At 62.7% G+C, this 22,032-nt stretch carries 13 protein-coding genes; 11 read left to right on the top strand and 2 right to left on the bottom strand.

Going from position 1 to position 22,032, the window contains the following annotated elements; genetic code table 11:
• Positions 1 to 49 precede the first annotated feature (49 nt).
• The 4 genes from J3R75_RS06670 (at position 50) to J3R75_RS06655 (ending at position 9,431) form a co-directional block, all read left to right on the top strand.
• Entirely contained in the window at positions 50 to 4,234 is a 4,185-nt protein-coding gene (locus J3R75_RS06670; RefSeq protein WP_307260677.1) for a glycoside hydrolase family 2 protein, read from the top strand.
• A gap of 79 nt (positions 4,235 to 4,313) precedes the next feature.
• Entirely contained in the window at positions 4,314 to 6,599 is a 2,286-nt protein-coding gene (locus tag J3R75_RS06665; protein WP_307260676.1) for a hypothetical protein, read from the top strand.
• An 81-nt stretch (positions 6,600 to 6,680) separates the two neighbouring features.
• On the top strand, positions 6,681 to 8,171 hold the full coding sequence (locus J3R75_RS06660) for a glycoside hydrolase family 5 protein (protein WP_307260674.1): 1,491 nt from the start codon (positions 6,681 to 6,683) through the stop codon (positions 8,169 to 8,171).
• 60 nt (positions 8,172 to 8,231) lie between these two features.
• The gene (locus J3R75_RS06655; protein WP_307260671.1) at positions 8,232 to 9,431 is read left to right on the top strand and encodes a GNAT family N-acetyltransferase; all 1,200 of its coding nucleotides are present in this window, start codon (positions 8,232 to 8,234) and stop codon (positions 9,429 to 9,431) included.
• Between the two features lie 24 nt (positions 9,432 to 9,455).
• Here the strand turns inward: J3R75_RS06655 and J3R75_RS06650 are convergent, their stop codons facing one another.
• The gene (locus J3R75_RS06650; protein WP_307260670.1) at positions 9,456 to 11,387 is read right to left on the bottom strand and encodes an FAD-dependent oxidoreductase; all 1,932 of its coding nucleotides are present in this window, start codon (positions 11,385 to 11,387) and stop codon (positions 9,456 to 9,458) included.
• 544 nt (positions 11,388 to 11,931) lie between these two features.
• Here J3R75_RS06650 and J3R75_RS06645 point away from each other — a divergent pair.
• Positions 11,932 to 12,981 (top strand): Gfo/Idh/MocA family protein, encoded by a 1,050-nt coding sequence (locus tag J3R75_RS06645; RefSeq protein ID WP_307260669.1) that lies wholly within the window; start codon positions 11,932 to 11,934, stop codon positions 12,979 to 12,981.
• Between the two features lie 373 nt (positions 12,982 to 13,354).
• On the opposite strand, the gene J3R75_RS06640 is transcribed toward J3R75_RS06645, so the two are convergent.
• Positions 13,355 to 14,764 carry a GH39 family glycosyl hydrolase gene (locus tag J3R75_RS06640; protein ID WP_307260667.1) on the bottom strand — a complete coding sequence of 470 codons (1,410 nt, stop codon included), beginning with the start codon at positions 14,762 to 14,764 and terminating at the stop codon, positions 13,355 to 13,357.
• A 201-nt stretch (positions 14,765 to 14,965) separates the two neighbouring features.
• Here J3R75_RS06640 and J3R75_RS06635 point away from each other — a divergent pair, with 201 nt between their 5' ends.
• The 6 genes from J3R75_RS06635 (at position 14,966) to J3R75_RS06610 (ending at position 22,032) form a co-directional block, all read left to right on the top strand.
• A complete protein-coding gene (locus tag J3R75_RS06635; protein ID WP_307260665.1) occupies positions 14,966 to 16,159 on the top strand; it encodes an FprA family A-type flavoprotein in 1,194 nt (397 codons plus the stop codon).
• Positions 16,160 to 16,577: 418 nt separating this feature from the next.
• Positions 16,578 to 18,164, top strand: coding sequence for a thiamine pyrophosphate-dependent enzyme (locus tag J3R75_RS06630; protein ID WP_307260663.1), 1,587 nt, complete (start codon positions 16,578 to 16,580; stop codon positions 18,162 to 18,164).
• A 62-nt stretch (positions 18,165 to 18,226) separates the two neighbouring features.
• A complete protein-coding gene (locus J3R75_RS06625) occupies positions 18,227 to 18,811 on the top strand; it encodes an indolepyruvate oxidoreductase subunit beta (protein WP_307260661.1) in 585 nt (194 codons plus the stop codon).
• A gap of 48 nt (positions 18,812 to 18,859) precedes the next feature.
• Positions 18,860 to 20,014, top strand: coding sequence for a galactokinase (gene galK, locus J3R75_RS06620; RefSeq protein ID WP_307260659.1), 1,155 nt, complete (start codon positions 18,860 to 18,862; stop codon positions 20,012 to 20,014).
• Positions 20,015 to 20,057: 43 nt separating this feature from the next.
• Positions 20,058 to 21,560: a signal recognition particle protein gene (gene ffh / locus J3R75_RS06615; RefSeq protein WP_307260657.1), complete on the top strand. Its 1,503-nt coding sequence runs from the start codon at positions 20,058 to 20,060 to the stop codon at positions 21,558 to 21,560.
• A 73-nt stretch (positions 21,561 to 21,633) separates the two neighbouring features.
• Positions 21,634 to 22,032: a VOC family protein gene (locus J3R75_RS06610; RefSeq protein WP_307260656.1), complete on the top strand. Its 399-nt coding sequence runs from the start codon at positions 21,634 to 21,636 to the stop codon at positions 22,030 to 22,032.

The raw sequence follows: 22,032 nt of genomic DNA, 5'->3' as shown, positions 1-22,032 counted from the left end.
TTCGGCGAAAGTGCCGGTTCTTTTTCCAAAAAAGAAGAGGACGTGACGAATGAAGAATACGCTTGCGGTGTTGTTTGGTTTGTGTGTGATGGCGGCGACTGCGGAGCCATCGGCGTACGTGCCGCCGCCGCATGATTTTCAGCGCGTGCCGGTGATTGCGCCGGCGGCGGTAAGTGTGACCGTGGCGGGCCAGGCCTTGCGGCCGGCGGAGTTCGTCCAGCGGCGTTCGCTCAATGGCACGTGGAAGATATCTGGTCTGGTCAATGCGGCGGGGCCTTTTGCGGCGGATGTCGATCTGGCCAGCGGCTATGAACGGCCCGACTTTGATGACAGTGGCTGGGAGGACATTGCCGTGCCGCTGGACTGGTTCCGGCAGTACCGTCAGGCCTACAAAAAGGACCAGCCGTATGTCAAAGGCTGGTACCGCCGACAGATCGAACTCAGCGCGGCGGACCTGGCCAGCCGCCGCGTGGTCCTGCACTTTGAGCGGATTGGCTACGAGGCGCTGCTCTTCGTCAATGGGCGACAAGTGGGAGAACACAAGGGCGATTTCACCGAGTACGAAGTGGATGTGACGGATGCCGTGCGGCCCGGCGCGAACAGCATCGCCTTGCGGGTGCTGACGGATTTCGGGCCGGCCTTTGGTCGCCGGGAGCCCGCCACGCACGCGTACGGCTCGCAGTGGAGCATGTCGAATATCCGTGGCGGCATCTGGGGCAATGCGACGTTGCGCTTGGAGCCGCAGGTCCGCATTGAACGGCTGCTGATTGATCCGCGGCCGCGTTGTCCGGGACATGACCAGGAGCGGCATGAGCTGCGGGCGTCCTACGTGGTGCAGAACTACAGCGGGGTGACGACGGACATCCGCCTGGTGGGCGTGGTGAGTAGCGCGATGCAGGCCGACGCCAATGCCGCCAATCCGGCGCAGCTGTCGCAGCGCATTGCCGACTGGAATGCCGCCGAGTATAAGACGCTGGCCGATCAGCCCAACGCACACAGCGGCCAGGTGCAGATGGTCCTGGACGACGCGCTGCCGGTGCAACTCTGGCATGTGGACCGGCCCTATCTGTACTTTTTTACCCTGCTGGTGCTGGATAGCAACGACCGCGTCCTCGCCGCCCGCAGCGAGCGCTTCGGTTTCCGCCGCTTCGAAGTCCGCGAGGGCAAATTCTACCTCAACGGCGAGGAAATCTATCTTTTTGGCGAGAACATTGCCTCGCCAAGCTACGGCGGCTACGCCGAAAGTGCCGAGGAGCTGGAGGCGCGGTTGACCGACAGCATCCGGAACGAGCGCAACAATGGCTACGTCATCATCCGCAATTCCCACATGCCCATGGTGCCCATTGCCCTGGCCATTGCGGACGAGCTCGGCATGATGATCTTCAACGAGTGGGCGTGGTGTTTCACCGTGGCCATTGACGAAGAGCCCTTCGCGGAGCAGAATCTGCGCGAGATCCGGCAATTTGTGGTGGACAGCTACAATTATCCGTCGGTGTGCATGTGGTCCATGGGCAACGAAGTGCGCCATGCTGGCCGGCCGGATGTCTGGCGGCAGCTCAACGCGCAGGTCGGCCTGGTTCGCGAGCTCGATGGCCAGCGCCGCCCCATCAGCAATTTCTCTGGTGCCGCCGGCTGGGGCAGCTACGGCCGCGATCCGCTGGACACCGATGTGCTTGATCTGCATACCTACGTGGCGCTGTCCAATCCCTGGACGCAACGCGACCGGCAAAGCAACAGTATCTACCAGGGGCTGCTCGAAATCTACGGCGAGCAGGAACGGCTGACGCGGCCGCTGGTCGCCTGGGAAAATGTCGGCTTCTCCTGGGGCTGGAAAACCGACAAGAATTTCCGCGTGGGCAACGCCGAGGACTATCTCAAGTATGCGAAGGCCGATACCAAGTGGGGGCAGCCGAATGGCATCGGCTTCACGGGCGCCATCGGCCTGAGCGAGGCGTTGTTGCCGGGGAAGAGCCCCGCGATGCCCATGAATCTCTACGGCCGGCGCATTCTGGAGCTCTATCGCCTGGACCGGCGCTACACGGGCTTTGCGCCGTGGTTCAACATTGACACGCTCGAATGCGCGCCGTTATGGAACCAGCCGGTGCTGCCGACGCTGCATTCCGAGCGCAATTTCCCGCCGCGGCACCTCTTTGCCGGCGAGGGCAGTGACTGGCTCTGCGAGGTGGTAAACAGCAGCAACCAGGCCTACAGCGACCTCGTCCTGGTGGGCGAGCTGGTCGGCCCCACGGATGACGACGTGCGGCCCCTGGGGAACTGGCCGGTGCCGGCGTTGCCAGCGCAGGCCAACAGTGTCAATCCCGCGCGCCTGGAGCTGCCCGTGGTGCCGGCGGGCCAATACCAGTTGCGCCTGACCTTGCGGGACAGCGCGGGCCAGCGCATCGGCCAGAACTACTACGACATCACGCTGCAGCAGCGAGCTGACGTGACGCGGCCGATCACGGCGCGGCGGCCGGTGGCGGTGCTGGACAACGGCGTGGCCGCGAATGTCGGCGCGCTGTGTGCGCGGCTGGATGCCTTCGGTGTGCCTTATAGCCTCGCCAAGGACCCAGACGCGGTCGCCGCCGGGACCGTGTTGGTGCTGCCGCCGGAGATCGCCCCGCAGGTCATCGGGCCGGTCCTGACGCAATCGCTGGAGCGCTTTGTGAACAAGGGCGGCGTCCTCCTGGCGTTGGAGCAGCAGGATCTCGCCAGCAAGCTGCCTGGCGCCTACTCGGTCGCAATTGGCGAGACCACCTTCTGTGACATGGTTCTGCCCGACCACCCGGTGTTTGCCGGCATGACTCTGCGGCATCTGGACACCTGGGACGACGGCGAGCTGTGCATGGTCGTGCGCGCCGCCTACATGCCCTTCACCGTGAATGCCGTCGCTGCGCGCGGGCCGCGCCTGGGCCAGAAGAACGCCGGCATGGCCATGGTCGAGGGCACCTACGGCCGCGGCCGCGTCGTCTATTCGCAACTGGCGGCCTTTGCGGCGGCGGACCGCGACAGCGCGGCCGCGCTGTTCCTGCGCAATCTCTTCAACTATGCTTTTGCCAGCGAGGAATGGTGGGCGAATACTTACGAGCTGGTGCCGGCGCAACTCATGGGCTACGTCGTCAAACCCGAGCGGGCGCAGAGCATCGATATTCGCACTGCCGCCAACCGCAGCTTCAGCGATGAGAAGGACGGCGATGGCGCCGGCGGCTGGACTGACCAGGGCGAAAACGACTTTCGCATGATGCCGCTGGGCGACAAGGTCCTCGCCGGCGTGCCCTTCACCATCCTCGATCCGGCGGCCAATGACGGCAAGTCCTGCGTCGTGCTCGCTGGTACGGGACGACCCGACTTTCCGCACGCGGCCAAGGGCATCGCGCTGGCGGGCACTTTCTCGCGCTTGTTCTTCCTGCACACCGCCGCCTGGGGAAGCGCGGACAATGTCGGCCGCTATCGTATGCACTACGCCGACGGCAGCACGGCAGAACTGCCCCTGCGCGGCAACCACAATATCGGCGACTGGTGGAACAACGCGACGCTGCCCGACGCGATCATTGGCCTGTCGGAGAAAAATGCTGCGGGGCAGCGGGTCTGTCTATACGTCACCGAGTGGGAAAATCCGCGGCCGGCCGAGCCGCTGGTGGCGCTGGATTTTCTGTCGCCGCTGTACAACGACAAGAACGAGGTGGACTATTTGCCCGGCAGCACGGGCGTGCCGGTGTTAGTGGCGGTGACGGCGGAAACGGCCCACGCCAAGCGCTATGACATCCTCGGCGACTATTACGAGAGCTGCGCCGGCGCCAAGGACATCGGCTCCGAGACCATGGGCGCCATCGCTGAGATTGAGCTTGACGGCCGGCGCGCTTGGCAGGCGGACTTTCCGGCGGTGGGCTCGGGCGATGTTCCCGTGGTCTTCTTCAAGTTCACGCTGGACCAGGCGGCACTTGGCGACGGCTATGACTACCTGACCCTGCGGATCAAGAGCGACCGGCCGGCGTCAATTATGGTATCCTTGCCCGAAAAATCGTGGAAATCGACCATGGATGGCAATCTCACGCTGATTGGCGACGGCCAATTCCACAACTACCGCCTGCGCATTGGCGAGGATATGCGCGCCGGCGCGCATTTCAGCTACCCGACCATGCGCGGCGAACTGTTCTTCTACTACAAAGTGCGCGGTGCGAATGCTCGTGAGCGCGAGGCGCTGCGCTTCGTCATCGCCAGCGCGGTGCTGGAATAGCCCCGCTAGAGTTTATTCACGCAGGCAGTCCCCCCGGCCGGAGCGCCGGGGGGCAGGAGCAGAGAGCAAGGAGTCCGTCATGTCCGAATGTCCGTTGATTCCGATGGGAGCCATCACCGGCCGGCCCAGTCGCGAGTTCATTGAGCACAAACTCTCGCAGTACCGCCGGCAGGGCATCACCCAGTTCCTGCTTTACCCGCGTTCGGGCTGCGAACTGGAGTACATGAGCGAAGAGTGGTTGGACTGCTGCCAGAATGTCGTCGAATGCGCGGAAAAACTCGGCTTTACCTCGGTTTGGCTCTACGACGAATTCAACTGGCCGAGCGGTCAGTGCGGCGGCAAAGTCCAAGCCGCGCGGGAGGACTTCGCGCTGCAGACTTTCGTGGCCGAAAAACAGGCCGACGGCAGCTTTGCCTGCCGGGTGGAATGCAATCCGCGCTTCCCCAATCTGCTCAATCCCGAGGCCATGGACTACTTTATTGAGCTCACCCACGAGAAGTACTGGCAGCGCCTGGGCAAGTACTTCGGCGGGCTCATCAAGGGCATTTTCACCGACGAGCCATCGCCTGGCTACGCCGGCCGCTACTGCGAGAAAAGCAGCGCCGACATGCGCCTGCTCAGCTGGTACCCCGGCATTGAAGAAGACTACGAGAAGCTCAGTGGCGCGCCTATGCGCCAGGACTTGGACGCGCCGCACTTCACCGAACTGCACCACCAGCTCATCGGCCGCCGCTTCCGCACGACCTACTTTGATAAATTGCGCGCGTGGTGCGACGCGCACGGTATCCTTCTCACTGGCCACCTCATGGGCGAATCGCCCGTCTCCAACTCCAAACTGTTCAGCGGCATACCATTGCAGGCGATCCAGGGCTTCTCGCTGCCCGGGCTGGATGAGATTTCTACCCGCACCCACGCCAGAACCATCGAATGGCTGACGTTCGCCACGGCCCGCTACGGCATTGACGCCCGCGGCAATGGCGGCCTCGCCGAGCTCTTCGCCTACGGGCCGGCGGACCTGCCGCTAGCGCGCCTGCGCCAGATGATCTGGCTCGCGGCGGCCTTCGGCGTTGACCACTACGTCCTCGCCGTCGCCCAGCTGGACAGTCGCGGTAATGGCCGTGCCGACAAGGCCGGCTGGTATAACCCCTATTCCGTCGATCAGCCGTGGTTCGAACACGGCATGAAAGAACTCGGCGACGATGCTACCGGCGCTGCAGCCCTGGCGCGCAAGGCCAGTGCGCCGGAAATCGCCGTGCGCTATCCGGTGGACGAGACGTCGGTCGGCGAACTGCTACTTGAGCTGGTTCAGCAGCAGCGCCCATGGCGGCTGATCGCCGCCGAGGACGCCGTTGGCGATGACGTGCCGGAGGTGATCGTGGCCTCGGCGAGGGGCTACGCGCTCGAACGCGGCGGGCTGCTGTTAGACAGCCCGCAGGCCGTCAGCGCCTATCTGGACCGCCATGTTCCCCGCCGCGCCGCCGTGCGCGAGCTCAATGGCGATCTTGCCAGCGAACTCTTGTTGAAAGAATATGCCGACGGGACACTGCTGGTGCTGGATCTCAGCGACCGCCCGCAGGATCGGGCGCTGACCCTCGACAACCGTGGTCAGTCCGTCACCTTCAATCTACCCGGGCGCGGCCGACAGCTCTTTGGCGGCTGGAAAGTCACCCGTGATCGCCCCAATCTCTACCGGCCAAAATGGGCGACGGAGGCCAAGAGCGTAGACATCACCGTGCAGGACGAGCTCGCAGACGTCGTTTTCGCGATCCGCAGCTACGGCGGTGACGTGCGCGTCGCCTTGGATGGCGCGGAGCTCAAGGCCGCGCAGGCGACCGCGCCGCGCCTGTCTGAGGGCTTCCAGGCCCTCTACGGCAGCTCGGCGCCCATGTCTCTCAGCCCCGGCAAACACACGCTGAGCTTGCTGAACGACGCGCCGGAATATCCATTCCTGCCGCGGGTGTGGATCGCCGGCGATTTCGTCGGCCTCGCACCCGGCGTCCTCGCCGCCGACCGCCAGGACGGCCGCGGCCTGGAATGCTACGCCGGCGCCATTTCCCAGACCCGGCGGCTGGAGATTCCCGCGGATACCAGTGGTTTTTCGCTGGAGACCGATGAATTGGTCACGGAGGTCCTCGTCGACGGCGTGTCACTCGGCAAGCGCTGCTGGCCGCCCTTCTTCTGGGACGTCCCCGAGCGCTATCGCGGCCGCTGCGTGGAATTCACCGTTAGGCGCTATACTTCCGTCGCTCCGGCGTTCATCTCGCCGGAAACGCTGCCGGAGCTGCTCAGCAAAGGCACCCAGACCGTCCATCAGCCCGGCAAATACGCCACTAGGCATACAGTGGTCGAACCCGAATTTTTCTAAGGTCGCAACAACCAGGCCGGCGTCGGCAAGCACCGGCGCCGCAATTCAGTTCCCTATTCACCCATGACCCGGAGGTGCGCGATGATGTGGCATAAAATGACCTGTGTGATGATGGCTGTGGCTGGCATGACCGTGGCACAGGCGGCGGAACTGCCGCCGGCCAGCTACCAGCAACTGCCCCAATGGCGCGGTTTCAATCTGCTGGAAAAATTTATGTGGAATGGCCAGCAACGGCGTTTTCTGGAGAAGGACTTCCAGCTGATCAGCGAGCTTGGTTTTAACTTCGTGCGTTTGCCCATGGACTACCGCCACTGGATCGTCGACGGCGATTGGGAGAAGATCGACGAGGGCGTCCTCGAGCACATTGACGAAGCGGTCGCCTTCGGCAAGAAGTACGGCGTACACGTGAGTATCAACTTCCATCGCGCGCCTGGCTACACCGTCGCCAAACCGAAAGAGCCCAAGGACCTGTGGACGGATGCCGACGCCCAGCGCGTCTGCGCCATGCATTGGGCGACCTTCGCCCGGCGCTACCGCGGCGTGCCCAACGCCAATCTGAGCTTCAATCTTTTCAACGAACCTAGCTCGATCAGTGGCGAGAACTACGCCCAGGTGGTCAAGATCATCACCGACGCCATTCGCAAGGAAGACCCGGAACGGCTGGTCATCTGCGATGGCTTGCAATGGGGCAAGAAACCCTGTCTGGAGCTCGTGCCCTTGCAGGTGGCGCAGGCGACGCGTGGCTACTGGCCAATGAACATCAGCCACTATCAGGCGTCGTGGGCCGGCGGCGAGAAATACGCGCTGCCAACCTGGCCGCAGCCCGTGATCGTCGGCTGGCTGGCCGGGCCCGTCAAGAAGGACCTCAGCGCGCCACTGCCGATCACCTGGGACGAAGGCGCCGCGAGCACGCTGCGCCTGCGGATCGGCACCGTCTCCCAGCATATTCACCTGCAGCTCAAGGCCGACGGCGAGCCGCTCTGGGACCGCAAATTCGTCTGTGGCCCTGGCGAAGGCGAGTGGAAGAAAGCCCGCTTCGTCGAACAATGGCAAATCTACCAGAATGAGTACGACTTGGACTGCATCATCGATATCCCGGCGGGCACCCGTGAGCTCACCTTGGAGGCCATCAGTGGCGACTGGGTGGAGATCTCGGAGCTCGGTGTCACTCGCGGCGAGCAACCCGAGGCGAAGGTCAGTCTGCTAACTGGCTACGGCAACAAGCCCCAGCCCATCCGCTTCGCCAAGGGCGCCTGGCAATGCGATAACCAGTACGATCGCCAATACCATTGGGACAACAGCGTCATGCCCTGGGAAAAACTCCGCGAGCAGGGCATCGGCGTGATGGTCGGCGAATTCGGCGCCTTCAACAAGACGCCGCATGACGTCGTCCTCCGCTGGCTTGATGACTGTCTGGCGAACTGGCAGAAGGCCGGCTGGGGCTGGGCTATGTGGAATTTCCGCGGCTCTTTCGGCGTCCTCGACAGCGGCCGCGCCGACGTGGCCTACGAGGACTTCAATGGCCATAAACTCGACCGAAAAATGCTCGATGTGCTCCTGAAATACAAATAACACCACCGTTGCCGCCGCCTGCTCGCGGCGGCCGACCTTCGCCAAGGGAGGGCCTGTTCCATGATCGTCCGTGAACTGCAAAGCGACGCCGATTTGCTGGCGGCGCAAAAAATCGGCGTCCTGGCATTCAACACGAGTTGCGATATGGAGGAGACGGCGAAGAACATCGCCGCCAATGCCAAGCCGCAGGGCATCTACGGCGCCTTCGATGAGAGCGGCCGTCTCTGCGCCAAGCTCAAGCACTGCCCCTACAACATGATCTTTGACGGGCACCGGGTAAAGATGTCTGGCGTCGCCGGCGTCGCGTCGTTGGTGGAAGCGCGCGGGAAAGGCGCCGTCCGCGCAATCTTTCGGCACCTGCTGTTGCAGCAGCGGCAGGACGGCTGGCTCTTCTCCACGCTCTATCCTTTCGCCAATTCCTACTACCGGCAATTCGGCTACGACGTGTGCAATTTCAATGAAGTGTACACATTGCCCACCAAGGCACTCGCGGCATACGCCAAAAGCAGCCGCTGTGAAGCCACCCTGGGACTGCCTGATGACGACCGCACGCCCTACGAGCTGATCTTCGCCGAATTCACCCGCGGCCGCAATCTGTCCGTCTGCCGGACGGATGACATGTGGTCGCGACGGCTGTCACCAGACCCATTCAAGGACAAGGTGTACCGCTATCTGCTGCGCGACGCCCAGCAATGCCCGGTCGCCTACGTGATCTTCACCCCCGGGTCAGTCGATGGCAGCAGAAGCATCAAGGTCACCGATTACGCCTTTGTGGACGCCGGCGCCGGCCGCGATCTCCTTGGCTTTCTGGCGACCCTCAGCGCCCAGTACCCCAAGCTGGAAATCAGTCTGCCGACGGACATTGATCTGGCCGTCGCGCTGCCGGAGGCCTATGACTGCCAGAAGTCCTGCCGCGCTTGCGGCCAGGGCCGCGTGCTCGATGTCCAGGCGGTCCTCGAACTCATGCGCTACCCGGCGGAAAACGGCAGTTTCAGCATCGCCGTGGACGACGTGTTCCTGCCCGAAGTCAGCGGCACTTTCCGGGTGGCCTTCCAGGCCGACGGCAGCCGCGCCGTCGAGCCATACGCCACCGCCACCGTCGATATGCGCTGCTCCCAGGAGTGCTTCACCCAGCTCTGCCTGGGCTTCTGCGATCTGGCCGGCGCCGCTTTGCGCACGGACCTGGCCGTCAATGCCAAACACGACCTGCTGCAACGCGTCTTCGCGCGTAAACCACGCTTCTTTACCGAGAGGTTCTGACCAGTAGCGGCGCGGTAATGAGTGTTACGACTCCAGTTCGGGCACGCCGTGTTTATGGACCATACCGAGGGCGCGGATGCGCTCGCGCAGTTCGGGCGTGATAGGGATGTTGGGCTTGCCGGGATAGATGCGCACATAGCCGACGTCTTTGAAGTGATACGACTCGTGGTCGTTGCAGGCGTAAGCGTGGTAGACGGGCTGCGGCACGCCCTGCCGCATCATGTCCTTGAGCTCGTCGAGGTGCTTGGCGTAGATGTCACGTGGCGCGCAACCATGGCGCGCACAGAGCGCTGCGGCCATGCCGACGACCTCGCCGAGTATGCCCAGGGTCCGCATCACCCGCGCGCAGGAAAAAGCCACGTGCGTCATGCTGATATGCCGGCCGCCCAAGAAGAGATTGCTGACATCGCTGGCATAGAGGCAGCGGTAGGGCACCGGATAGAAGGCCCCGATATCGCGGTGATAGGCGCAGGAACGGAACGGCTCCGGAAAACGCGCTTCGTTGTGCGGATCCGGAAAATGCAGGTCGATGTTCCAGGTCATGGCACCCGTGGCGTCGGGATAGCTACGGCGGTCCTCAATGTCATTTTGGGTGAGGATGACATCGCCGACCACGCGGTAGCTTTCGCGCTTGCCGCCGCAGGGCGACGCCCACGCCAGCCGCCGCCGAGACCACTCGCTTTTGCGCGACGAACGATTTTTGACGAATGACCAGTTGGCGAAGATCGTCATCAGGCCGTAGTCGCGAATGTACTCGGTCTCCTCCGCCTGATCGCGGTACTGGCCACTTTCCCACTCCCAGTCGCCGCCGTTCACGAAATAGGCTTTGTCGTCACTGAATTCCAGCCCCCAGTCGATGTCGGGAAAATCCCCGTCGCCGTCCGCGCAGGGCTCCGTGTACCACTGCACGGATTGGCCCATCACCTGCCGGCAGGGCTGCGCCGGCGCGAGATTCTCCCGGAATTCCTCCTTGCCATCGCGGCCGTACATCGTCCGCGCGCCCATGAGCCGGGCGACCACCGCATCGCCCGTGCAGTCGGCAAAATTCTTGGCGCGATAACGTTTTTCTTTGCCGGTGATGGCGCTGCGAGTGATGATGGCGGCAATGCGCGTGGAGTCGGCGGGGTCTTTATCGACGGCGATGACGCTTTCATTGAGCGCCAGGGTGTAGGTCTTGGGATTCTGCATGAAAAACACATTGTGTTTGCGGTCGTCTTCGTAGCATTTGGCGGGGTAGGTACCGGGGCCGCCAAAGGCCGGCGCAATCTCGGTGACGACATTGCCGAGCTTGGGATACGGGTCGGCATGCGCGAAGCCGCCCAAGCCCACGCGCACTTCGGAGCTGTTGCAGCCGCCAAGGACGCCGCGGTCCTGTACCAGCAACACGCTGGCGCCCGAGCGCAGTGCCGCAATGGCCGTGCAGAGCCCGGCGATGCCGCCACCAGCCACCGCCAGGTCGTACTCGCGCGGATCATCTTCGACGACAATGCCCGCCTTGGCCCGGCGGCAGGCCGCCAGCTTCGCCGGGTCCCGCTCGGGCACGTCGGCGGGGTCGTTGCTCAGGTACAGCGCATCGCAACGGCCATTGAATCCCGTGAGGTCGTGCAGGGCGATGTGCGCCGAACCCGCCGGTAGAGCGATTTTGCCGGCCAGTTGCCATGACCATTCCGGGCCATTGGTGCCCAGTTCCTGCGGGAGGGCCGCGCCGTTGACCAGCACTTGGAAGCGCCCGGCCGCGCGGCCGCGGCCCCACGGCGCGGTCCAGTTGCGGGTGCGTGCCCACAGCGTCCACTCGCCGGCCTCGGGGATGGCGATGGTCGTCGTCGCGTCGGCGACAGGCCGACCCAGGCCGTGCGCCATCACATAAGCCGATCCCATCTGCCGCATGGACTGCGGGTCGATCTGCCAGCCGCCCAAATGCTCAAAGGATTCCGCTTCACGCCAGATATGCGCCATAAATGCCCTCCGGAAAAATGCTGTTTGCGACGACCGCCGTGTCGCCGGTTGTTGTGTTTTGAAGTCGTCGCCGCCGGTTTGCGTGGCCGGTCAGCCATTGATACTCGCCGTTCCTGCCGCCAAAGGGACAATGGAACTCATTTATCTTGTTTGCTATGTCGCACCCCTTCAGGGTGCAATTTCTGGGGGGACGCTTACCCAGGGCGGCGCGCCTTGAAGGCGCTTGCCCTGGGCTGGTATGTCGCACGCTTTCAGCGTGCACCGTCCATCCTGTCCATCCTGTCCATCTTTACCGGACTAAAGGGCTGCATTCCCCGTTTGGATGGTTTTACGGCCCGGTGTCCGTCGGCTATATTTGCCGGCGTTAACAATAAGCGCGAGGCCGTATAAAACAACGCTCGACGGGGCCATTCGCCGGGGCATTTGTTTGGGCTTACAGCAACGGCGGCCGCGCGCGGTCTTTACTCGTCTTTGCAACGCGCTTGGCGCCGGCGATTCTGCTGGCGCCGGCGGTCACACCACCACAGCATGGAGAATGGGCATCATGGCAGATAAAATCAGAGTCGGCATCATCGGTCTTGGCCGCGCGGGCTGGGGCATGCACACCAACGAAATTGATCGCTTCAAAGAGATGTTCGAGATCACCGGCTGCTTTGATGTCCTGCCGGAACGCATGGCGAAGATGGCCGAGCGCTACCCGGGCTGCAAAAGCCACGGTTCCGCGCAGGAGCTCTACACGGCGACGGACGTCGATCTCATCGCGGTCGCCATCCGCTCGCCCGAACATGTCGCCGCGGCGGTTGAAGCACTCGCGACCGGCAAGTACGTGCTCATCGAAAAACCGTTGGCGCTCAATTACGCCGAAGTGCTCAAACTCAAGGCCGCCGCCGAGAAACATCCCGGCAAGCTCTTCTGCCGTCACAACCGCCGTTTGGAAGCGGCATTTCTGCATGTGCGCGAGATCATCGCCTCCGGCAAGCTCGGTGAGGTTTTCGAAATCAAGCTCTGCCGCCACAACTATCAGCGTCGCAATGACTGGCAGAGTCTTAAGGGCTGCGGTGGCGGCCAGCTTAACAACTGGGGTCCGCACCTCATTGACCACGCGCTGCAGTTCCTCGAATGCCCCGTGGAATCCGTTTGGGGCGACATGAAGCTCGTAGCCGCCAGCGGTGATGCCGAAGACCACTTCAAGGCTGTCATCCGTGGCACCAACGGCCGCATCATTGACGTCGAAGTCTCCGGCGGCGTGGCGATTCCCTCGCCGGTTTACGCCGTGTACGGCAAGCGCGGCACGCTGGTTGCCTACAACGAAAAGGAGCTCAAGCTCAAGTATCTCGACGTCGCCAAATGCTCCCCGCCGCCGGTCGCCACGGGCGACACGCCGCCCATGGCAGGCGGTTTCGGCAGCGCCGACGGCCTGGTGTGGATCGAAGAGACCGTCCCCGTCGCTCCCAGCTCCGGCGACACCGTCTCCGATCTCTATAAGTACATCTACCTGGCCATCCGCGAAGGCCAGCCCTTCCCCGTCAAGAATGACGAGGCCTTCGAGGTCGTCCGCGTTACGGAAATGATCCGCAAAAACAGCAAATTCTGAGCAGACGGCAGCACCGGCCGAAACGCCCTGTGAGGGCACCGCAAAAGAAGCCACACGGGGCAAAACCGATGGTGTTGAAATGCCCTTTCAGGGCATCCTCGTGATTAAGCAATCGTACCCCGGGCGTTGCCCGGGGCTACGTTGATGGCGCCCTTCCAGGGCGCTTTTGCCGTATCTTTGCAGAGCGACTTTAACATCCTTTATGCCCGCACCACCGTGGAATTGCTTCTTCGAAGCCCCGGAGGGGCGTTTTCATCGTCGCCCCGGCCGCAGGCCGGGGTAGATCGGCAACATCCGATAGTGCCCTGTGAGGGCACCGCATAATTAGCCCCCCGCAGTCATCATGGCCCGGGGGGCTTTCTTCTGCCTGCGATCAGATGAAATCGCCGAAGGTGAGGAGCAACGGGTAATCGCGCAGAGGCAGGTGCAGGAAGCTGCGCACGCCGCGGCCATTGTCTTCGATCATCGCCGGCGGCAGCGTGTAGATGGAGCCGTCGACCAGATCGACCAGGCGGACCTGTTCCGGCAACTTCACGGCCTCCAGCGACACGGTTGATTCGTAGCTGGTGGTCAGTAGCTCGGTGGAACGCCAGTAGACCAGGCCGGCCGAGCCGTTGCTCTTGCGGAAGCCGTGGTACTGCAGGTCCTTGAACGAGTCGTCGCCACGCAACAAGCGCGGACTGCCCTTGCCCGCGCTGAATTGCAGCGGCATCTCGGCCAGCTTGACGTCCTCGCGGAAGATCGCAGCGATGGTCTGCAAGGCCCGGTAGGACGGCTTGGGCGTGTAGTCGCCGGTGGCGACGCCATTTTCGTCAAAATCCGCGCCGAGGACGCCGAAGTAGCCGTAGTCGAGGTAGCTCGATTTGTCGCCAACCACGCCATTGAGGGCCTCGATCATGTCCATGCAGGAGAAGTACGACGAGAACATGACGTCGTCGAAAAGATCAGCCATGGTGTGACGCGCGAGGAATTTGGCCTGGCGCAGTGGCGTCCAGGCGCCACCGCGGAGGGCGCCGGCGCCGTCATCGCGGGACTGCGTGCCAGTCTCGCCCTGGATGATCTCCATGCGCGGATTGAAGGCGTGGCAGACGGCGCGGAGGCTGCGCACGCGCTCGAAGCCGCCGACTTCGTCGGGGCTGTAGCTGTGGTAGGTCAGGGCGTCCATGCATTCGCCGGCGCCGGTCTGCAGGACGTCGTTGAGCCAGCCTAGGCCGGTGAGGCACATGGACCCGCCAATCACTTTGGCGTCGGGATCGCCGACCTTGATGGCGGCAGCCGTGGCCTTGACGAACTCGCCATATTCCGTGCCGCTGACGCCGTGCTTCCAGCACCACTTGCCGTCGGGCTCATTCCACACTTCGTACCAGCCGATGCGGCCCTGGTAGCGCTTGGTGACGGCGACGACATAGTTGTGCCATGCCTGCTTCTGCTCGTCGGTCTTGATGGGCGGGCAGCCCACGGCGCCAAACACCTTCGCGGCTTCTTCGTCGTAGAGGCCGTTGCCGTAGCAGAGGCAGAGCCAGGGCTGCAGACCACGCCGGCAGAGGTTGTCCACGATGTCGTCCAGCCAGGCAAAATCATAGACGCCCTTGCTTTTTTCCGTCCGCGCCCAGCCGGATTGCAGGCGTATCCACTTCACGCCAATGGCCGCGACTTTGTCGTAGGCCTTGCTGGGATCAAAAACGCCGCGGTCGAGCTTCTCAAAGCCAATGCCGATTTTGGAAGTCTTCACCGCCGTCGATGGCACGGCCGCGACTTCGCCGATCTTCGTCAATTTGTCCATGACTGCCCCTTCCTTCATGATGTCTTTTTGCCTGGAAATCAGGAATGATTCTGAAATAAATCCGTCAACTTGGTGTATATTGAAGCGGAAATATAACCCCCGTCGCCGGCGCCGCCTGGCGGCATGCAAAAATCCCCCACTACGCCGGCGAGCGCGTGTTGCTGCCGGCGTGGCCATTTCCAGAGGAGAAACATCGAGGTCATGAAAGAGTATTTCAAAGCTGAACGCGTGAGCGAGAATGTCTGGTGGGTCGGCGCCATTGATTGGAACGTGCGCAATTTCCACGGCTATGAGACCAGCCGTGGCACGACCTACAACGCCTTTTTGATCATCGACGAGAAGATCACCCTGGTTGACACGGTGAAGGCGCCCTTTGTGAGCGAGCTGCTGGCGCGGGTGGCGTCGGTCATCGACCCGTCGAAGATCGACATCATCATCTCGAACCACGCCGAGCCGGATCATTCGGGCGGCCTGCCGGCGGTCATCGCGGCGACGCAGCCGGAAAAGGTCGTGGCGTCGGTCACGGGCGTGAAGACGCTACGCGCCTATTACGGCGAAGAACTCGCCGTTGATGCGGTGAAGACCGGCGACACGCTGTCCCTCGGCAAGGGCACCCTCAGCTTCGTCGATACCAAAATGCTGCATTGGCCCGACAGCATGATCAGCTATTATGACCGCGACAAGGTGCTGTTTTCCCAAGACGCCCTCGGTATGCATCTAGCCAGCAGCGCCCGCTGGGCCGACCAGCTGGATCCCTACGTCCTCGACTACGAAGCGCGCAAGTACTTCGCGAACATCCTCAATTTCCAGGCGCCTAAGGTGCTCGCGCTGCTGGATTCCCTGCCCAGTCTCGGCCTTGATATTGGCATCATCGCCCCCGACCATGGCCCACTCTGGCGCAAGGACTTGGAGACCATCATTGGCATCTATCACCGCGCCGCCGAACAGCTGCCCAAACGCAAGGCGCTGATTGCTTACGCGACCATGTGGGGCGCCACCGCGCGTTGCGCCAACGCGCTCGCCGACGGCCTCCGCAGCCAGGGCGTCACCGTCGTGGTCACCGACCTGAATGTCTCTGACCGCAGCGCGGTTATGACCGAAGTCGGCGACGCCGGCATCATCGCCTTCGGCGCCCCGACCATGAACAACCAGATGTTTCCGGCCATGGCGGACGTCCTCACCTACGTCAAAGGCCTGAAGCCCAAAAACAAGATCGGCTTCGCCTTCGGCGCCTACGGCTGGAGCGGCGAGGGCGCGAAAAATATTGCCGCCGAACTCGACGCCATGGGCGCGCAGCAGCCCGTCGAACTCCGCCAGGTGAAGTACATGCCCACCACCGCCGACCTCGAAGCATTCTTCGCCTGCGGCGTCGAACTGGCTAAAGCCCTCGGCTGAGAAAAACGGGCACGTCTGCGGCGTCAGCATAGCGCGCCCGCCGGGGCTCAAACGAGGCCCGGTTTCACCGGAAAGCATCGCGCTGGCGCCAAGACCATGAATATACACTGCGGGAGAAAAGCCGGAGGCGGCTGTTTTTCGCGGCCGAGGCGGGCGTTTTCTTTTTCTTTTTTCGCGGCCGGGGCGGGCGTTTTCTTTTTCTTTTTTCGCGGCCTGATCGGACCGATCGGACCGATCAGGTCGATTGATCAGTCCGATCAGTCCGATCAGTCCGATCGATCAGAAAAGAATGCCTTCTGCGCTTCTGCCGTTCCGTGCATTTTTTGCGATTGCCGAGAGGGTAGGGCGGGGGTATATTAGGCAGTTTACCGTTGATCATCAATAATACATCCTAATCACGACATATCAGGAGTTTGTCATGGCTCAACAATTGTTGCTTGGAGACGAGGCGCTCGCGCAAGGCGCGATTGACGCCGGGCTCTCCGGCTGTTATGCCTATCCGGGCACGCCGTCCACGGAGATCATGGAGTATTTTCAGGCGTCTGCGGAGGCTTCTGAGCGCGGCATTCACCGCCAGTGGTCGAGCAACGAGAAAGTGGCCATGGAAGAAGCGTTGGGCATGTCCTATGCGGGCAAGCGGGCGATGGTGTGCATGAAGCACGTCGGCCTGAATGTTGCTGCGGACGGCTTTGTCAACGCGGCGATTACGGGCACCAATGGCGGGCTGATTGTGACGGTAGCGGACGACCCGTCGATGCATTCGTCGCAGAATGAGCAGGACTCGCGTTTTTATGCGCAGTTTGCGATGATACCCTGCCTGGAGCCCAGTTCTCAGCAGGAGGCCTACGACATGGCCGGCTACGCGTTCGGCCTGTCCGAACAGCAGCAGCTGCCCATCATGCTGCGCCTTTGCACGCGTCTGTCCCATTCCCGGGCTGACGTGCGCACAGCCGCGAGCAAGACCGCGCAGAACGGCCTGCAGCCGGCGGACGCCGCTGCCCGCCGTTTCATTCTGTTGCCGGCGATTGCCAAGCGCAATTACGACGCGCTCTGCGCCAAGCAGGACACGCTGGTCGCCAGCAGCGAAGCGTCGCCGTTCAACCGCTATGAAGACGGCGCGGACAAGAGCGTCGGCATTATCGCCTGCGGCATCGCCTACAACTACCTGCAGGAGGCCTTTGGGGGGAAGTGCCCGCATCCCGTGCTCAAGCTCTCGCAGTATCCCCTGCCGAAAAAGCAGCTCGCGCAGCTCGTGGCCAGCTGCCAGACCGTGATGGTGTTGGAAGACGGCATGCCCTTCGTCGAACAGATGCTACGCGGCCCGCTGGGCAACGACCGCATCCTGGGCCGTCTGAGCGGCGAGCTGCCGCGCACAGGCGAGCTTAATCCCCGCCTGGTGGGCAAGGCGTTCAAGCTCGAGTTGCCGGCGGTGACGACCTTGTCGCCGCTGGTGAAGATACGGCCGCCGCGGCTTTGCGACGGCTGCCCGCATATCAACACCTACGACGCGCTCGGCGAGGCGCTGAAGGATTTTGCCGATGCGAAAGTCTTTGGCGACATCGGCTGCTACACCCTCGGGGCGCTGCCGCCATACAACGCCATCAGCAGCTGCGTGGACATGGGCGCGTCCATCACCATGGCCAAAGGCGCTGGCGATGCGGGCGTGTTTCCGGCGATTGCCGTTATTGGCGACTCGACCTTCACGCATTCCGGCATGACCGGCCTCCTTGACGCCGTGTGGGAAAACAGCCCCATCACTGTCATGATTCTCGACAACGGCACCACCGGCATGACCGGCGGGCAGGATTCCATGGGCACCGGCCGCATGGCCGAGATCTGTGCCGGCATCGGCGTCAGCCGCGACCACATTCGCGAATTCGTGCCGCTGCCCAAGAATCACGCGGCCAATGTGCAGATCATCCGCGAGGAAGCGGCCTACCGCGGCCTCTCGGTCATCATCGCCCGTCGCGAATGCGTGCAGACCCTGCGCAAGAAAAAACGCTGAGCAGGTGCCAAACCGGCAGCACTGAAGCACATTTCACCCGCAGCAGATATCAGGAACAGCTCATGAAACACGACATAGTTTTAGCAGGAGTAGGCGGCCAGGGCATCCTCACCATCGCGGCTATCATTGGCGAAGCGGCGGTGCGGCAGGGCCTGCACGTCAAGCAGTCCGAAGTGCACGGCATGGCCCAGCGCGGCGGCGCCGTCCTGGCGCACCTGCGCCTGAGCAGCGACCCCATACACTCTGATCTCATCGCCGCTGGCAGCGCCGACGTCGTTCTCGCCGTCGAGCCCATGGAGGCCCTGCGCCAGGCCGAGTCGCTGTCGCCCCGCGGCGTCATTCTGGCCAATGCGCGGCCCGTGCGCAACATCGGCGACTACCCGGAGCTGGACGACATTTTGGCCGCGTTACGGGCATTTCCGCTCAATGTGGTCATTGACGCTGAGCAGGTGGCGCAGGACGCTGGCAATGCGCGCGCCATGAACATGGTCATGCTCGGCGCGGTGTCGCCCTTCCTGGAATTTCCCGATGATCTGTTGGCGACGACCATCCGCGACACCTTTGCGCGCAAGGGCCCGGAGGTCATCGCTGTCAATCTCAAGGCTTTTGCCGCCGGTCGCGAGGCCGGTCTGGCTGTCAAACGCTGAGCAGTCGCTGAGCATCAGTCCGCTACGCAAGCAGCAAGAGGATACGCAATGAAAGAACGTCTTATACAGGCATTCACGGCAAAGTTTGGCCAGGCCCCGACTGTCCTCAGCCGCGCTCCGGGCCGTCTGGAGATTCTGGGCAATCACACGGATTACAACGAAGGCACGGTGCTGAGCGTCGCGGTTGACCGCGAAATGACCGCCGCCGCCGCACCAGTAGCCGGCAAGACCTGCAGGCTTCTCGACGCCGTCACCGGCAGCGAACGCAGTTTCGAGATCGACAAGCTTGATCGGCCCAAGCGCGGTGACTGGGCGAACTACATCAAGGGTTTGATTGTGGAATTCCAAAAGCGCGGCAAGACCGTGCCGGCCTTCAACGCCGCCATTGGCGGCACCGTGCCCATGTCGGCGGGCATGAGCAGCTCGGCGGCCCTCGAAATGGCCATGACTCTCATCATCCGCCAGCTTGCCAAGGCCGATGATATCAGCTGGCAGGACTGCGCCCGCATCGGCCAGGCCTGCGAAAACAACTACGTCGGCGCCAAGACGGGCCTGCTTGACCAGTTCAGCTCCCTGAAAGGCAAGGCCGGCCAGCTGGTCTATTCGGATTTCCGCAGCCTCGAAGTCCAGAATGTGCCCATACCGGCCGGCACGGCCTTCGTCGTCGCCAATTGCATGGTCAAGCACAATCTGACCAACGAGTACAACGAGCGCCGCGAAGCCTGTGAAGACGCTGCCCGGACCCTCGCCGGCATCTACCCCGGCGTCAAGACCCTGCGCGATGTCAGTCTGCAGCAGCTTGAGGCGGCCAAAGAGCGGCTCAAGCCGCTGTCGTATCGCCGTGCCCTCCATGTGGTCGGCGAAATTACCCGCGTGGCCGATGGCGTCGCGGCGTTGCAGCGTGGTGACATCAAGGGCTTTGGCCGCCTGATGTATGAATCCCAGTACAGCTCCAGCCACCATTTTGAAAACAGCTGCAAGGAGCTCGACATGCTCGTGGACATCGCCCGCGAGTTGCCTGGTGCTCTCGGCGCCCGTCTCAGCGGCGGTGGTTTTGGCGGCATCACCGTGCATCTGGTCAGAGCTGAAGTTGCCAACGAGTACCAGCAGGCGCTGATTGACGCCTACGCCACGCGCAGCGGCCTCAAGGCCGACGTCATGATCTGCAAGGCCGCCGACGGCGCCGAGCTGCTGTCCCTATAAGTTCCCGCGCCCGCGCCGTTATCCGAATGAGGAAGTACACGCCATGTTCAATAAATTGACCGACCGTTTTCAACAGGCCTTCCGCAGCCTCACCGGCCGCGGCCATCTGACGGAAAGCAACATCAGCGACGCGTTGAATGAGATCCGGAAGGCCCTTCTGGAAGCCGACGTCAATTACCAGGTGACGAAGCAATTCGTGGCTGACGTTCGTGAGGAATGCCTTGGTGAGGCGGTGATGAAGAGCGTCACGCCGGGCCAGCAGGCGGTCAAGGTCGTTCACGACAAACTGGTGGCGCTGCTGGGCGAGAGCGCCGTGCCGCTGGAGCTGTCCGGCTCGCCGGCGGTCATCATGCTCTGCGGTCTGCACGGCAGCGGCAAAACCACGACCAGCGCCAAGCTGGCCCTGTATTTGCGTGACAAGCAGAAGCGCAAGGTCATGCTCGCGGCCTGTGACGTCAATCGCCCCGCGGCCATTGACCAGCTCGAATTCCTCGGCAAGGAACTTGGCGTGCCGGTGTTCCTGGATCGCGACCTCAAAGACGTCCCCAAACTGGCGCTCTTGGCCGTTGACGCCGCCCGCAAACAGGGCTGCGACACGCTTATCCTCGACACCGCCGGCCGGCTGCAGATCGACCAGGACCTGGTGCAGGAATTGGCCGACATCAAACGGCGCGTGCAGCCCAAGGAAATTCTCCTGGTTGGCGATGCCGCCCTGGGCCAGGAGGCCGTGTCGGTCGCGGAGCATTTCGATCAGGCGTTGGGCATCACCGGCATCATCCTGACCAAACTCGACGGCGATGCCCGCGGCGGCGCGGCGCTGTCCATGCGCCAGGTCACCGGCAAGCCGGTCAAATTTGTGACCGTGGGCGAGCGGCCCATTGACCTGGAGGTCTTCCATCCCGACCGCATGGCCCAGCGCATTCTCAACATGGGCGACGTGGTGTCACTGGTCGAGAAGGCCGCCGAGCAATTCGAGGAGGACGAGGCCAAGGAGCTCGAAGAACGCCTCTTCAAGAACACGTTCGGTTTTGACGACTTCCTCGGCCAGCTCAACAAGATCCGCAAAATGGGCGGCTTCGCCTCACTGCTCAAATTCCTCCCGGGCATGGGCAATCTGCCGCTTGACCAGCATATCAATGATGACGCATTCAAACGCATTGAGGGCATTATCAACAGTATGACGGTGAAAGAACGGCGCCAGCCCGAAATCATTGGCCTGCCCCGCCGGCAACGCATCGCCAAGGGCAGCGGCGTGCAGGTCAACGAGGTCAATCAACTCCTCAAGCAGTTCAGCCAAATGAAGGCCGTCATGGCCAAACTCGGCCAGGCCGGCGGCCCCTCGCTAGGCGGGCTCTTCGGCGGCGGCATGCCCGGTATGGGCGGTATGCCCGGTATGGGCGGCATGGGCGGCGGGATGCCACCGATGCCCGGCATGGGTATGGGTGGCGGCAGCAGCAACCAAAGTGCCAGCCAGGCCGCAAAACGCCTCGCCCGCAAGAAAATGGCTGAAAAATCCAAGAAGAAAAACCGCAATAAGAAAAAGTAACCAGCTGGTATTGGCTGGGACGGCCCTGTCGGCCGTCTTGGTTATACACAACACTCACCCACGGAGCACCCACATGAGCGCAACCATGACGAATGGTTATCATCACGTGGCGATGAAAGTCGCCGACCTGGACAAATCGATCGCTTTTTACGCGGCCATTGGCATGTCGGTGGCGGCATCCTGGGGCGAGGGCGATGGCCGGGCGGTCATGATTGACTGCGGCAACAGCAATTACCTTGAGCTTTTTGCGGGCGGCGCCGCTGGCGAGAAGCCGGCCGGCTTCGTCACCCATTTTGCCTTCCGCGTGGCTGATACGGCGGCCTGCCTGGCGGCGGCGGTTGCTGCAGGCGCGGTGGTCACCATGGACATCAAGACCCTGACCATTCCCAGCAAGCCGAAGGAAATTCCCGTCTGTCTGGCCTTCTGCAAAGGCCCCGACGGCGAGATCATTGAGTTTTTCCAGGAACTGTAA

This window comes from Oligosphaera ethanolica (assembly GCF_030814695.1).
Classification (GTDB): domain Bacteria; phylum Verrucomicrobiota; class Lentisphaeria; order Oligosphaerales; family Oligosphaeraceae; genus Oligosphaera; species Oligosphaera ethanolica.
Note: the sequence above shows the minus strand (reverse complement) of the source record. Positions and strands in the feature narration are given on the sequence as shown.